Annotated in this window: 15 protein-coding genes and 1 pseudogene; 6 read left to right on the top strand and 10 right to left on the bottom strand. The window is 67.2% G+C overall.

The annotated features are described in order from the left end of the window. Positions 1 to 106 precede the first annotated feature (106 nt). The 4 genes from AB2U09_RS05310 to AB2U09_RS05295 form a co-directional block, all read right to left on the bottom strand. Positions 107 to 1,048, bottom strand: a complete 942-nt coding sequence (locus AB2U09_RS05310) for an ABC transporter ATP-binding protein (protein WP_459191653.1) — start codon at positions 1,046 to 1,048, stop codon at positions 107 to 109. Continuing rightward, complete coding sequence (locus AB2U09_RS05305; RefSeq protein WP_459191652.1) at positions 1,045 to 2,208, bottom strand: FecCD family ABC transporter permease; 1,164 nt, start codon at positions 2,206 to 2,208, stop codon at positions 1,045 to 1,047. The genes AB2U09_RS05310 and AB2U09_RS05305 overlap by 4 nt, the downstream gene beginning before the upstream one ends. Before the next feature lie 70 nt (positions 2,209 to 2,278). Then, positions 2,279 to 3,238, bottom strand: coding sequence for an FAD-dependent oxidoreductase (locus AB2U09_RS05300; RefSeq protein ID WP_459191651.1), 960 nt, complete (start codon positions 3,236 to 3,238; stop codon positions 2,279 to 2,281). Then, positions 3,239 to 4,447 carry an ABC transporter substrate-binding protein gene (locus AB2U09_RS05295; RefSeq protein ID WP_459191650.1) on the bottom strand — a complete coding sequence of 403 codons (1,209 nt, stop codon included), beginning with the start codon at positions 4,445 to 4,447 and terminating at the stop codon, positions 3,239 to 3,241. It lies immediately after the preceding gene. A 157-nt stretch (positions 4,448 to 4,604) separates the two neighbouring features. Here AB2U09_RS05295 and AB2U09_RS05290 point away from each other — a divergent pair, with 157 nt between their 5' ends. Then, on the top strand, positions 4,605 to 5,702 hold the full coding sequence (locus tag AB2U09_RS05290; RefSeq protein WP_459191649.1) for an aminopeptidase: 1,098 nt from the start codon (positions 4,605 to 4,607) through the stop codon (positions 5,700 to 5,702). Positions 5,703 to 5,756: 54 nt separating this feature from the next. After that, positions 5,757 to 6,188 (top strand): dCTP deaminase/dUTPase family protein, encoded by a 432-nt coding sequence (locus tag AB2U09_RS05285; RefSeq protein WP_459191648.1) that lies wholly within the window; start codon positions 5,757 to 5,759, stop codon positions 6,186 to 6,188. 9 nt (positions 6,189 to 6,197) lie between these two features. On the opposite strand, the gene AB2U09_RS05280 is transcribed toward AB2U09_RS05285, so the two are convergent. Continuing rightward, a complete protein-coding gene (locus AB2U09_RS05280; RefSeq protein ID WP_459191647.1) occupies positions 6,198 to 6,425 on the bottom strand; it encodes a DUF8066 domain-containing protein in 228 nt (75 codons plus the stop codon). 72 nt (positions 6,426 to 6,497) lie between these two features. Between AB2U09_RS05280 and AB2U09_RS05275 the strand changes: the two are divergent. From AB2U09_RS05275 to AB2U09_RS05265, 3 genes and pseudogenes are all read left to right on the top strand, one after another. Next, positions 6,498 to 6,956 (top strand): annotated as a pseudogene (locus tag AB2U09_RS05275) (GNAT family N-acetyltransferase); the annotation flags it as partial. A 104-nt stretch (positions 6,957 to 7,060) separates the two neighbouring features. Continuing rightward, positions 7,061 to 7,447: a 30S ribosomal protein S6e gene (locus AB2U09_RS05270; RefSeq protein WP_459191646.1), complete on the top strand. Its 387-nt coding sequence runs from the start codon at positions 7,061 to 7,063 to the stop codon at positions 7,445 to 7,447. A 124-nt stretch (positions 7,448 to 7,571) separates the two neighbouring features. Next, positions 7,572 to 8,048 (top strand): hypothetical protein, encoded by a 477-nt coding sequence (locus tag AB2U09_RS05265; protein ID WP_459191645.1) that lies wholly within the window; start codon positions 7,572 to 7,574, stop codon positions 8,046 to 8,048. A gap of 55 nt (positions 8,049 to 8,103) precedes the next feature. Here the strand turns inward: AB2U09_RS05265 and AB2U09_RS05260 are convergent, their stop codons facing one another. Then, entirely contained in the window at positions 8,104 to 9,276 is a 1,173-nt protein-coding gene (locus AB2U09_RS05260; RefSeq protein WP_459191644.1) for an inorganic phosphate transporter, read from the bottom strand. A 142-nt stretch (positions 9,277 to 9,418) separates the two neighbouring features. On the opposite strand from AB2U09_RS05260, the gene AB2U09_RS05255 reads away from it, so the two are divergent. Continuing rightward, on the top strand, positions 9,419 to 10,510 hold the full coding sequence (locus AB2U09_RS05255) for a hypothetical protein (protein WP_459191643.1): 1,092 nt from the start codon (positions 9,419 to 9,421) through the stop codon (positions 10,508 to 10,510). Between the two features lie 3 nt (positions 10,511 to 10,513). Here AB2U09_RS05255 and AB2U09_RS05250 read toward each other — a convergent pair whose 3' ends face one another. The 4 genes from AB2U09_RS05250 to AB2U09_RS05235 all read right to left on the bottom strand — a co-directional run bounded on the left by AB2U09_RS05250 (position 10,514) and on the right by AB2U09_RS05235 (position 13,692). Next, complete coding sequence (locus AB2U09_RS05250) at positions 10,514 to 11,215, bottom strand: DUF5828 family protein (protein ID WP_459191642.1); 702 nt, start codon at positions 11,213 to 11,215, stop codon at positions 10,514 to 10,516. Continuing rightward, entirely contained in the window at positions 11,215 to 11,430 is a 216-nt protein-coding gene (locus tag AB2U09_RS05245) for a DUF8007 family protein (RefSeq protein ID WP_510172074.1), read from the bottom strand. The genes AB2U09_RS05250 and AB2U09_RS05245 overlap by 1 nt, the downstream gene beginning before the upstream one ends. 622 nt (positions 11,431 to 12,052) lie before the next feature. After that, on the bottom strand, positions 12,053 to 12,709 hold the full coding sequence (locus AB2U09_RS05240) for a helix-turn-helix domain-containing protein (RefSeq protein WP_459191640.1): 657 nt from the start codon (positions 12,707 to 12,709) through the stop codon (positions 12,053 to 12,055). A 206-nt stretch (positions 12,710 to 12,915) separates the two neighbouring features. Further along, positions 12,916 to 13,692 (bottom strand): MFS transporter, encoded by a 777-nt coding sequence (locus AB2U09_RS05235; protein WP_459191639.1) that lies wholly within the window; start codon positions 13,690 to 13,692, stop codon positions 12,916 to 12,918. Positions 13,693 to 13,734 lie beyond the last annotated feature (42 nt).

The raw sequence follows: 13,734 nt of genomic DNA, 5'->3' as shown, positions 1-13,734 counted from the left end.
TCGATAAACCGGCATTGCCTTGACAGCGTCAGACGTGGATCGGCCGGTAGGGAATCGGACGTCGACAGAAAGGAGCGGCTCGGATGCGCAGGAGCGAGAAACCGGCTCAGAGGTGCAGGTCGGTGCCGGCGTCGTCGTGGAGGGGACGCAGCGGCGTGACCTGCGGGCCCATGTCGGTCTGCGTGACGCTGGCCTCGATGCCGAACACGTCGGCGAGCATCTCCTCGGTGACGACTTCCTCGGGAGTACCGCGGGCCTGGATGGCGCCGTCCTTGAGCGCGAGCATGTGGTCCGCGATCCGAGCGGCCTGCTGGAGGTCGTGGAGGACGACGACGACGGTCTTCTCGCTCTCCGACCGCAGCGTCTCGATGATCTCCATCACCTCGAGCTGGTGGTGCATGTCGAGGAACGTCGTCGGCTCGTCGAGCAGGAGCACGTCCGTCTCCTGGGCGAGGATCATAGCGATCCAGACGAGCTGTTTCTGCCCGCCGCTGAGGCTGCCCACCTGGCGCTCGCGCATGTGGTCGACGCCGGCGAGGTCGATAGCGCGGTCGATGGCCTCCCGGTCTTCTGCGGAGAGCCGGTCGAAAAAGCCCCGGTGGGGATAGCGGCCGTGGGAGACCAGATCCTCGACGGTGATGCTCTCGGGCGAGACGTTCTCCTGGGAGAGCAGGCCGAGTCGACGCGCCAGATCCTTCGAGTCCATCGACTCGACTTCGTCGCCGTCGATGCGGACCGACCCCGCGTCAGGGGCGAGCTGGTCGGCCATCCCCTTCAGGAGGGTGCTCTTCCCGCTGCCGTTCGGGCCGACGAGCGCGGTGACCTTGCCGGGGGCGGCGACGAACGACTCGCCGTCGACGACCGGCTCCTCGGAGGTCGGGTACCCGACGACCAGGTCTTCCGCGGAGAACGGCGTCCCCTCGTTCTCGTCGGCGACGGCGACCGCCGGGCTGGAGAGGCTGGTCTGGGCGTCGGGCGCCTCGTCGCACTCGCTGTGTAGCTGTTCGTCGGGACGGTGCTCCGCCGGGGTGGTGTCGCTCTTGCTCATATCTCTCCGAGTTGCTCCTGTTTGCGCATCAGGTAGAGGAAGTACGGGCCGCCGATCAGCCCGGTGACGATACCGACCGGCATCTGTCCGCTCCCGCCCGTGACGACGGGGATGGCGAGCCGCGCGCCCACGTCGGCGGCGACCAGCAGCGCCGGGCCCGCGAACAGGCAGCCGACGACCAGTCGCTTGTAGTCGCTCCCGACGACGTTACGGACCATGTGCGGGACGATGAGGCCGACGAAGCCGACGATGCCGGCGACGGCGATGCTCGCAGCCGCGGCCAGCACGCCCACGACGGAGAGGGCGAACCGCATCCGCTCGACGTTCATGCCGAGCGACGACGCGGTCCGCTCACCGAGCAGGAGGACGTTCAGCTGGCGGGAACCGACGAGGGCGAGGAACATCGCGATGATCGTCCACGGGAGCGCGGTGCGGACCTCTTCCCAGTCGGTTCCCGTGAGCGACCCGGTCGTCCACGCGATGGCCGACTGGACGACGCCGATGTCGTCCGCGAAGAAGAAGAGGCCGGTCTGCATGCTCTGGAAGACGGTGCCGACGATAACCCCCGCGAGGACGAGCCGTACCGGCGACGTGCCGCCCTTCCACGCGATGGCGTAGACGAGCACGAACGCGCCCGTCCCGCCCAGCGCCGCGATTATCGGGAGTACCGCGCTGAGCGCCGGAAAGACGACGAGCGTCAGGAGGATCAGCAGGCCCGCCCCCGAGGAGACCCCGAGGATGAACGGGCTCGCGAGTTCGTTCCGGGTGACCGCCTGAAAGATCGCCCCCGAGACCGCGAGATTCATCCCGACGAGCATCGCGACGAACACCCGCGGCAGGCGGATGTTCCAGACGATGAGCGTCGTCTGCGGAAGGTCTGGGAGTTCGCCCTGGAACCCGAGGACGGTCCGCATTAGCTCCTCGCCGATGAAGAAGTTCAGCAGCCAGCGCGGGTCGAACAGGACCGCCGTGTCGACGACTGACTTCCACGCTTCCGCGACGGACATGGAGTACGAGCCGAAGCTCACCTGGACGAGCCCGGCGGCGATCGTTATCGCGAGACTCGCGATACACAGCGATACCAGCTGCTTGTCGATCCAGGCCAGGCGAGCGCTCCCGCCGACCTCCTCCCCAGCGTTCGACGCGACATCCTCCACCATTCGATCGTTTTAGGTTTACCTAAACAAAGACTTAGTAATTCCGGTTCGAGAACGGTCGGGCGGTCGGGGACTACCCGTTAGAACCGCCGCGTTCGGCCTCTATCTCGGCGGCGCGTTCGAGCACGAGGTCGTCGTCGAGGTGGTCGAGCAGGCGGCGATGGGCCTGTTCGGTCAGTTCGGCGACTTCCTCCGGGCTTCGGTGAGTCCCGAAGGCGTGGTCGACGTACTCCTCGCGCAACTCGGCGAGTCGCTCGTCGTCGATGTCGTGGTCCTCGGGGAAGCGCTCGTCGAACGACGCCTCCCAGCGCTCGCGGTCGCTCCACTCGCCCTCGAACTCGCTGTCGGGGCGGAGCCAGTCGTAGTGACGCGCGAGTTCGCGGGGGTATCCCCGTTCCATCTTGCGGTCCTCGATGAGCGACCGGGCGATGTGAGCCCCGCGACCGGCGGCGACGACCGCCTGCACGTCGCGCTGACCGGACGGCGAGGCGACGTATAGCCCCTCGACGTCCGTCCGGCCGTCGGTGTCGGCGTAGTCACGGTCGAAGTGCTCGTGTTCCTCGCCGCCGTGCTCGTGGGTCACGAACATCTCGTCGCCGCCGAGCGGACGGAGATACTCCCCGTCGTACCGCGTCGCGGCGACGACGCGATCGGTGAGCACCTGTCGGCCGTCCTGCGTCTCGACGACGAAGCGGGCGTCGTCCGTCTCGCTCGGCGGGACGCGGTCCGCATCTCCGGCGTCTCCTTCGACATCGTCCGCTCGCCTGACCGACTCCACGAGGTCCGCGACGTACGTACAGCCCGCTTCACGCGCGTGCTCGCGGAGCAGGGTCTGGAACGTCTCGATGTCGATGCCGGCCGGGAACCCGGGGTAGTTCCCCAGGAACGCACAGCGGTCGAGCGAGGCCGATCCGCGATCGAAGACGGCGATATCGAGGCCGTACCGGGCGAGGAAGACGCCGGCAGCGGCTCCCGCCGGTCCGCAGCCGACGACGACGGCGTCGTATCGGCTCGGATCGGCGGTGGGAGCCATCTACAGGTCCCCGTTCACGATGCTGCCGACGCGCTCGCGGTCGAACAGGGACTGGTCGACGCCGTACAGCTCGTCCGCGAGGCGCTCGGTGACCACGAGGTTCGTGATCGGGCCCTGGTAGAGGCTCCCCGCGCGGTAGATGTCGCCGTTCTGGACGGCGGTCAATGCGCTCGCGGTGTCGTGGTCTTCGAGGAACGAGACGACGGTGTCCTGGAACTCCGAACGGGACTTCGCTTCCTGACCGCGGAGCAGGATGACCGGCGGGTCGACCTCCAGCAGCGTCTCGAAGTCGATGGCCGCGCGCTCGCTGTGGAAGTCCTTGACGTCGGAGTTGGCGAGCGCATCCCGCACTTTCAGGTCCCGAAGGTGCTTGAAGCTCGTCCCCGAACCGATCGTGTACGGGTAGAACTTCTTCGGCTGGTCGCCGCCGCCCCAGATGACCGCCGCCTCGGGGCGCTCGCTCCGGCCGGGGACGACCGGGGCGAGGTTGGTCTGGAACTCCTCGTGGACGGCCTCGAAGGCCTCGTAGCGGTCCTGTTGCTGGAAGACCTGTGCGAGCTTCTCGAAGGCCTCCATCATCGAGTAGTAGCGGTAGTCCCGGTGCCACGGGTACCCGGTCGAGAAGATGCTGTTGCCGAAGAAGGGACCGACCTGTTCGCTGATCTCGTCGATGTCCCCCTGTTCCCAGCCCTTGTACCGGTTCATCAGGAAGTTCGGGTCGATGACGTGTACGTCGGCGTCGAACTCGAAGAACTGCTCCTTGCCGACGGTCCCGCTCTTGGAGAGCGAGACCATGTCGCTCTTGTCGACGCTGACGCCCGGGATCTCGTCGTAATACTGGGTGTGATAGCGACTCGTCAGCCAGACGCCCTTCGGCGGCTCCTGTCCGAGCGCGATCCCCATGTCTGCCCACGAGCCGTTGTTCGCCACCCACGTCTCGGGGACGGACTCGAACTCGACGCTGCCCATCGGTTCGATCGAGACGGAGTACGGCGTCTCGGCGCCCGTGTCCGTCGCGGTCGACGACTGGGTAGTCGTGTCAGTCGCTGTCGGGGTCGATGTCGGTTCGTCCGTCGCCGTGTCGGCGGGCGTGTCGGTGTCGCCCGAAGCGGCGTCGTCGCTACAGCCGGCCACTGCACCGCCCGCGACGATTCCAGCACCCAGCGTCAGGAACTTCCGTCGGGACCGCTCGTGATTGTCGTCGTCCATGGTGTTTAGGCTAGCCTAATCACTTAAGACCGTTTCGAACTTTAGGCAGTCCTAAACGGCGGGAGAGAGGGGTTCTATCCCGAACGAAGGGGAAGGACCGGCCCGATACGGAGTCCGAGCACGCCATCGTTTAGGCGGTGGCGACCGACCAGCGGACATGGACGAGCGCGTACGCGAACACGCCGAGATACTGGTCGACTGGAGCGCACAGATCGAGGACGGCGACAACGTGGTCGTGAGCGTCGACGAGGGCGCCCACGAGCTGGCGGTCGCCGTCGCCGAAGCGCTGGGCGAGCGCGGCGCGAACCTGACGACCGTCTACAGCTCCGAGGAAGTCCAGCGCGCGTATCTCCGCGCACACGACGACGAGTTCGACGAGGACCCGATACACGAGTTATCGCTATACGAAAACGCCGACAGTGTGCTCTCGCTGGGCGGCGGGCGAAACACCGCGGCGACTGCCGACGTGCCCGGCGAGCGCACCCAGCGCCACGGACGCGCGCGACAGGAGATCAGGGAAGCACGCCTCGCGACGGACTGGGTGTCGACGGTCCACCCGACGCGGGCGCTCGCCCAGCAGGCGGGCATGGCCTACGAGGAGTACGCCGACTTCGTCTACGACGCCACGCTGCGGGACTGGGAGCGCCTCGCCGAGGAGATGGGGCAGTTGAAGGAGATTCTCGACGACGGCGAGGAGGTTCGCATCGTCAACGAGGGGACCGACCTGACCCTGTCCATCGGTGGCCGAACCGCGGTCAACTCCGCCGCGAGCGTCGCCTACGACTCGCACAACCTGCCCTCCGGCGAGGTCTTCACCGCACCGTCCGACGCAACCGGCGTCGTCACCTTCGACGTGCCGATGACGATCCGGGGCCACGACGTGCGCGACGTGAAACTCACCTTCGACGACGGCGTCGTCACCGACTGGGAAGCCGCGCAGGGCGAAGCCGTCGTCAAGGAGATCATCGAGACCGACGAGGGCTCGAAGCGGCTGGGCGAACTCGGGGTCGGGATGAACCGAGGCATCGACCGCCCGACCGGACGGATCCTCTTCGACGAGAAGATGGCCGGGACCGTCCACCTCGCGCTCGGCCGCGCCTACGACGCGAACCTGCCCGACGGCGAGAGCGGCAACGACTCCGCGGTCCACGTCGACCTCATCACCGACATGACCGGCGACTCCCGGCTGGAAGTCGACGGCGACGTCGTCCAGCGCGACGGCACTTTCCGATGGGAAGACGGTTTCGAGGCGTAGCGCCAGCGCCGGTCTGCCCCACGCTTTTGACGCGAGCGGCCGTGACGCCAGAGTATGACAGACCTGACGGCGTTCGTCGACGGGATCGTCCACGAACCGACTCAGACCGAAGGGCGAGGACTGGATCTGACCGTGTCCGAGATCTACGAGGTGGCCTCCCCGGGCCGCGTCGACTTCGGGGGTGGAGAACTGGAGGCCGCCGAACTGGACGCCCACGACCGACAGTACCGCAACGAGGACGACGATTACCAGTGGTGGCACCTCGATGCCGGGCAGTACCTGATCGAGTACAACGAGTCGCTGGCGTTGTCCGAGGACCTCGTCGCGACGGTCCAGACCCGCGACGAACTGCTGGCGCGGGGCGCTTCCCATCCGACGCTCCGACTGCGTGAACTCGACCGCGTGCCGCTGTCGGTGGGCGGTGCGGGGATCCGACTGAAGGAGAACGCGCGCGTCTCGACGGTGATCGGCGTCGATCGGGCGTAGACAGCCGAACTAGCGCTCCTCACGGCCGTCTGCGATCCGGTGAACGCCGTCGGCGACGGCTTCGACGGCGATCAGCAGCCGCCACAGGTAGTACCCGGCGACGAAGACGATTCCCGGGACGAGCCCGAGCAATAGCGAGCCCTGTATGAAGAGCGCGTATGCCAAGATGACGACGTAGGCGAGGGTGATTCCGGCGAGCAACTCTCGCGGCGGTGACGGCGGGGACCAACCCGACATACTATCGACCCACACGCGAACGACAAATCAGTTTCGTCGGTCCCACCCGTTTAGTACGAGCGCCGTGCAGGGCAGACCGAGACCGATATGGCCACGGCCAGATCCGTACGGGTCGACGAACTGGACGAACTGCTGGAGCTCTACCGGATGCTCAACCCCGACGATCCGGAACTCGACCTCGAGGAGGTCCAGGGGCTGTGGGACGAGATGATCGCCGACGACGCCCTCGACGTCGTGGTCGTCGAGCACGATGGCCGGCTCGTCGCCACCTGCGTCCTCTCGGTGACGAAGAACCTGACCCGCGGTGCTCGCCCGTTCGCGGTGATCGAGAACGTCGTGACCCACGAGGACTATCGAGACGAGGGGTTCGCCACTCAATGCGTCGAGGCCGCGATCGACCGGGCGAAAGCCCGCGAGTGCTACAAGGTGATGCTGTTGACCGGTTCCGACCAGCCGTGGAAACACCAGTTCTACGAGGACTGCGGATTCGACGGGGACGCCAAGACGGGGTTCACGCTTGATTTGCGATAGCACCCGGGGGACGCTGACGCGAAGCCGTGGGACGGCCGGACGGCGATCGGGATCTGACGAGGCGTTCCGACGGGCTTTTGAACGCGCGATGATTGCGAGCGTATATGGCAGATTTCACCGTCGCCGTCTCCGACCCGGAGGACGGCCACACGTACCAGATCGAGATCGACGGACAGGACGCGAACCGATTCATCGGCCGAGAGATCGGCGAGGAAGTCGACGGCGGCGCCGTCGGCCTCTCGGGCTACCAGCTCGAGATCACCGGCGGCTCCGACGAGACGGGCCGACCGATGCGCGACGACGTGCGCGGCACCGAGCTCAAGCAGATCATGCTCGAAGGCGGTACCGGCTACGAGCCGAACCGCGACGGCGAGCGCAAGCGCGTGACCGTCCGCGGCCGCGAGGTCGGCGAGGCGACGCGCCAGATCAACGCGCGGATCTCCGAGCGCGGCGGGCAGGACCCGGCCGAACTGCTCGGCGACGAGGAGTAAGTTCGCGCTCCCTCCGGTCGAAGGCACGGCTGTGTCCCCTTTTCAGTTCACGTGTGGTACGCGTTGATCACCGCCACGTGACGCCTCCCCAACGGCTATCACGTTCGCGTCGGTCAGTTTGACCATGGACTCCGTGGCGGATCGAGAGCGGTGGGCGCTCGCAGTCGGGGATCCGCGGTCGCGACGGCGGCTGATCGTGGCGGTCGGCGGACTGTTGGGAGCGGGATCGGTCGCGTTCCTGTTCGGACTTCACGAGGGGTTCGTCTTCTGGATCGCAGGGTCGTTCGCCGTCGCAACCGTCGCCGGGGCGCTCCACACGGGAGTCGTGCCGGGCGTCGCGGCGACGTGGTCGGTCTCGCTCTGGAGCTACACGTTCCCGCCGCTCGTGGGGTACGTCACCGGCGCCTGGGGGCCAGCGTCGCGGTACAGCTATCCACGGATGGCCGCGTTCGCCTATGTCTCCGCCCGCGCGGAGCTACGGGGCGGACTCGAAGCCAGCGTCACCAGCGGACTCCGACTGGCGGTCGTCCTCGGCGTTGTCGGCTACGTCCTCGGGTACGGCGTCCGTCGAGCGGTGGATCGAGCCGCTGCGAACGGATAGCTCGTCCGCGACTCCCCATTCTCCGGCCCGACGGACGCGACTGGCACTGCGGACCTCACAGCACGGCGTCGACGGCGGCGAACGCCCCGTAGCTCACGCCGAGCGCGAGGACGAGCGATCCGACCCACGCGGCGACAGTCTTGAGCATCTTCTCGCGGCTGACCGCGCTGTTGCCGGCGGCGTAGCCGCTGCCGACGATGGCCGAGACGATGATCTCGTTGAACGAGACGGGGATCCCGAAGAAGACGGCCGTCTGGGCGATGGCGAACGAGGGGATGAGCGCGGCGATCGAGCGGCGGGGACCGAGCGAGGAGTAGTCCTGCGAGATCGCCTTGATCATCCGCGGGGCGCCGGTCCACGACCCGATGAGGAGGCCGAGTCCGCCGCCGACGAGGACCGCGACGATCGGCAGGTCGAACGGACCGAGCAGCGGGACGAGCGGACCGATCGCCAGCCCGACCTGACTGCCACCGGCTGAGAAGGCGACGAGCCCGCCGAGGACGAGCAGGAAGTGTCGCTGGCCCCGCGCCTCGTCCGAGCGGATGTCGAACCAGAGCGCTGCGGCGGCCGCGACCGCGGCCGCGAGCGAGACGACGATACGGACGACGAGTGGCGGGCCGCCGGTAGCAGTCACGACCGCTGTGCCGAGCGAGGCCTGTTCGCCGGGCGGGCCGAGGAAGACGAACTCGACGTTGGCGAGGATGATGCCGACGAGTCCCGCCAGCGCCGGGACAGTGAATCGTTCGGGGATGCCCTCGCTGCGGAGGGTTCGGGCGGTCCCGTAGGCGACGCCACCGCCGACGAACGGGACGAGCAGCCACAGGGTCGCGATCTGGCGGTACTTGGCCCACGCGGGGTCGCCGCCGAGTGCGAGCCCGACGCCGACGACTGCGCCGGTGACGGTGAACGCGGTCGCGATCGGGTACCCGGCGAAGACGCCGATCGCGACGAGAATCGCGGCGGTCGTGAGGCCGACCACGGCCGCGACCGGCGAGAGCGTGACCCCGCGGATCAGCTCCTGCCCGACCGCTTCCGTGACGCTGGCCCCCTGGAAGACCGCTCCCGCGAGACCGAGAATGCCGACCACGAAGCCGGCGCGCATCACCGAGATCGCGTTGGCGCCGACGGCCGGTGCGAACGGCGTCGACCCCGAGGACCCGGCGCCGATCGCCCACGCCATGAACAGACTCGCCGCGGCAGCAACGACCAGTATCGCCAGCGATGCCATCTGGGCACCGATACCGGACGTGCCCACAAGTGCCTGCCGGTCACGGCGTGGGGCCAAGCGCCGTGAATCGGTCGCACGGGAAGCCAGCGGAAGAGTAATCGACTGGAAAACCTTTTACGCAGACACGAATTCACACCATCCCATGCAACGACAGTGGGGGCGGCGGGCGTTCCTCGCGGCGACGGCCGCGGGTCTCGGATCGGGAGTGGCGGGGTGTCAGACGGTGTTCGGAACGTCGGAGTCCGACTTCGACCCGTCGACCCTCTCGTTCGGTTTCGCGTACGAGACATCGTCAGGCGGACCTGCCGTCCGGATCGAACACACCGGCAGCGGGGGCGTCCGTGCCGCCGACCTCGTGGTGCGAACGAGCGACGGCGACGAGGCCCTCTGGAGTGAACTCGGCTCGACTACCGAGCAGGCCGACGAGCAGGTAACGAGCGGCAGCACCGCACGGATCGGACCTGGTGTCGTCAACTGGCCAGACGCCGTCCCGCCGAGCGAGACGGTGAAAGTCCTGTACGAACCGGAGGAGAAATCGGTGACCGAGCTCGGGCGGTACTCCCCGCCGACGCCGACACCGACGGCAACGCCTACCCCAACCCCGACGGCGACCCCGACAGCGACGCCGGTTCCCGGACTCGTCACGGCGTTCGAGGACGGTGATCGCTCGGAGTGGACGACAGCCGAACGCGGCGCCAGCGGGAGTGCGACCTGGTCGGTGACGAGTGACCACCCGGTTACGGGTGAGTACGCCGCCGTCTACCGAGGTGACCGGAAGCTCGTCATTGCGTCCGAGTCCGGGCTCCAGAACTACCCGTCCCGGGGTGACACCGTCGAATTCCGCTTCTACAAGGAAAACACCGACGCGGTGGCGTGGTTCGGCTTCGGCGTGCAGTCGGCCACCTACAGCCGAGGGTACCGAGTCAGGGTCCACAATCACAACTGGGAAAACGACGCGAACACGGCTATGCTCCGTAGGCTCGACGGTCCGGACGAGAAAGAAACGCTCGATCAGGCGGCCTACGAGCCGGCCAGGTACGCCGGGGAACGCCTCCGATGGACGGTACAGTGGACGGATCCGACGATCCGGGTCAAAGCGTTCGACAGCGAGGGCACAGAACTGGTGTCACTGCGCGGCGACGATCGGACGTACGACAGTGGTGGGGTAGCTATCGCAGCCAACTCCTCGGACCCGGGCACCGTATACGCTGACCGGATCCGGATCGTCGACTGAGACTCAGGTCGTCTCCGAGTCGGCCTGATCGCCCAGGTCGGGCGCCTCGACGCCCTCGGCCGCCTCGGCCGCGTCGGTGACCTTCTCGGTATCGACGTGCCAGCGGTCGACCGTCGACTCGTAGTCGGCCAGCTTGTTCGAGACCTTGATCTTCAGGTCGTCGTCGTTGACGTTGATCTCGAAGACGTACTCCGGGCGGTCGTCGCCGTTGACCCGCTGGAGGTTCGCACTGACGAGTTCGTTGTCGAAGTAGTACGGCGCGATCTGGGTCATCACGTTGCGGTAGACCGCGTCCTCGACCTTCCGGACGGCCTTCCGACCGGCCGAGTCGGCCGCGCGCGCGACGTAGTCCAGCGACTCGCCCCACTTGTCGACGGCCTCGTCGGTGTCCTCGGCCTCGAGGCTCTCGTAGGACTCGGTGAGCTTCTCGCCGGCCGTCTGGAGGTCCTCGTCCGGTCGCTTGCCGGCCTTCTCGCCCTCGCCTTCCTCGACGCTCGCCTGATCGGCGGTCTTCTCGTTGACGTCTTCGTCCAGTCGCTCGTGGCTCTTGGGCCGCCAGTCGTCGAACTCCTCGAGGGCGTCGAGCGAGACGTCGTCCTCGCCGTCGGCGCGAAGGTCCTTGAGCGCGCGGACGATGCGCTCGCCGTGTTCGACGGCGTCGACCCATCCACCGCGGGTCTTGAACCCTGAGACGCTCTCTTCCATTATCGTCCGTAGGCCAGTCGAGTCGCGACTTCGTCGAGCCGACGCTTTGCGCGACCGATCAGGATCTGCGGTTTCGCGACGGCTCGCATCTCGTCTTCCGGGACCTCGATGCGCGCGCCGCCGAACGGGTCACGGTCGTCGCCCGCGTCGTCGGTCGCCTCGACGACGCTGGTCATACTGCAACGACCGCACGTCTCTGTGTCTCTCTGGACCATCGATTCGTCCGGACGTTCGCCCTCGGCGCGGTTAAAGCTTGCCAGCCCATCTTTTTCCGGCGGGGGTGTCCTCGCGCCCGGAGGGCGCTGCGGGCATCCCGACGCAAAAACATGGGTGAAAAAGGCCGCTCACGCTCCGCGCGAGCGGTGAACCGGCGCCGAAGGCGCCGGATGCTAACAGCACAGTGACTGAACAAACCACGGTGGCGCACGCTGTCGTGAGTCTCGTCTCGCGACGGAGTCGTGCGAGGTCTTCGCGAGCCTGCGAGCGAAGTGGTTCGAGAGAGCAAAGCTCTCTCGTCATGCCAAAGATCTATGATTTTTGAGCAGCTTGTCAGAGCAAGCTCTGACAGTGGATGAGCGAGCGGAGCGAGTGAATCGGTTGGGGAGGTACGTTGCTGTCTGCGGTGCTGTGCGGCTGCTGTTCCTGGCGGACTGAACGGGCGAGGCGGGCTTGCGTACAGTTCAGTCGCCTGAGCGACCCCTACCCGAGTGCAACGAGGGTATGTCGCTCAGCGACCGCGAGCGCGCCGAGGGCTTTCACCTCCTACTGTTTCCGGCGGTGACAATCACTCCTAGCGAGCGCGCCAGGGGCATTCACTGTCCACGGTGTCCGGCACGCTCACTCCCCGGCGACGAACCCCGAGAAGACGCGCGATTCGATCTTCCGGAGGTGTTCGCCGACGGTGGCGGGTGACACCTCGAGTTCGGCGGCCAGATCGCCGTGGGTGACTCGACGCGGGTCGTCGTAGTAGCCCGCTCGCACGGCCGTCTCCAGCACCTCGCGCTGGCGGGCGGTCAGCCGGTCGAACAGTTGCCTGACGCCGGGGTCGTACTCCCCGGTCTCGACCACTTCGATGCTCACCTCCTCGGGAACGTCGTCGAACGCCCCCGAGAACGCCGAGGAGTCGCCGACGAGCGTCACGACCGCCTCTCCGTCCGGGCCGGCCTCGATCGGCATCTCGACGATGAGCTCGGAACTGCGGCGGTACCGGAGGAGTCGGCGCGTCAGGTCGTCTAGCTCGAAGTGCGTGTACACGAACCCCCGGTCGGATCCCGTCGTCGTGTACTCGATGACGTACGGGGACTCGGCGAGGATCTCGCTGTACCGGTCGATCCCCTCGCGGATCTCCGACAGCGAGACGCCCGTGTCCCCGTCGATCAGTTCGAGCTGGTGGATCGGTCCGGTGGTGATCGCCGACTCGTCGGCGACAGCCGCGCCCAGCGGGTGGAACGCATCGCCTTCTGCGGGTGTCACCTGGACCGTCACGTAGCGCATGCCGGATATACTAACGCCCCCGTGAAAAGCCCCACGTATAAACCCACCTCGCATAACAGGCAACAAAGATACGCAGCTAGCGTCCTAATCGACAGGTGCTGGACGGGCACGGTCTGAACGGACCCGGGCGCTCGTCCCACGTCCGCCCTGAATCACTGCCCCCTCCCCCGGATCCGTTCGCCCCTCGCTGGCGCTCCCGAAGCCGCCTAGTCCGTCGTTTCGCGCTCCCGCTCCCGCTCGGACCCCTTCTGATGCTCCCGTTCCCCACCGCGCTGCTGTTCCCGTTCTCCCCGGCCTGAGGGACGTCCCCCATCGGACGACCCACTTTCGACCGTCGACCAATCGTCGTTCCCTTCGTCGCCGCGCTCCAGTTCGAGCGTGATCGGACGCGCGATGCGGGCCGCGAGTTTTCCGAGTCGCCCGCTGTCATCCGGCTCGGTCGCCCGGATCGAACTTCCCTCTCGAACGACGACGCCCCGTGATTCGAGTCGCTCGACGGCAGCGTCGACGGCTTCGTCGTCGGCCTCCAGCGTCTCGTACAGTTCCCGCCGGGTATACGAGCGCTCCTCGACCGCTTCGTGGACCTGCCGGGCGACGTAGTCGTGGTAGACCTCGCGGCCCGTCGGCTCTTCCTCGGTCGCACCCTCGTGGCGGACCGTCTGGACGGCGTCGGCGACGAACCAGAGCCCGACGAGGACGAACGCGACCGGGAGCCACGGGCTTCCGTCGTCGAACAGCGCCATCGCCGTCCCGCCGACGAGCGCGTAGAGCCCGAGCCCGACGTTCTTGACAGACTGGCGCACGTCGTACGTATCGGTGACGAGCTCGGTCAATCCGAAGACGGCCATCGAGAGGACCGTCGTCGCGAACTGGGCAGGGGACGGATCGAGGACGTACCAGAGGAAGGCCAACAGCCCGACCCACTGGAGGGCAGCCCGGAAACTGAGTCGCTCCCGGAGGGCTTCGGGGAGGGTTTCGGCCATCGGCGAGAGGTTCGACGGTCAAACTGATAGAAGCGTCGCCCG

The organism is Halosimplex yunnanense, assembly GCF_054504345.1.
This window is presented reverse-complemented; position numbering and strand designations above follow the sequence as displayed.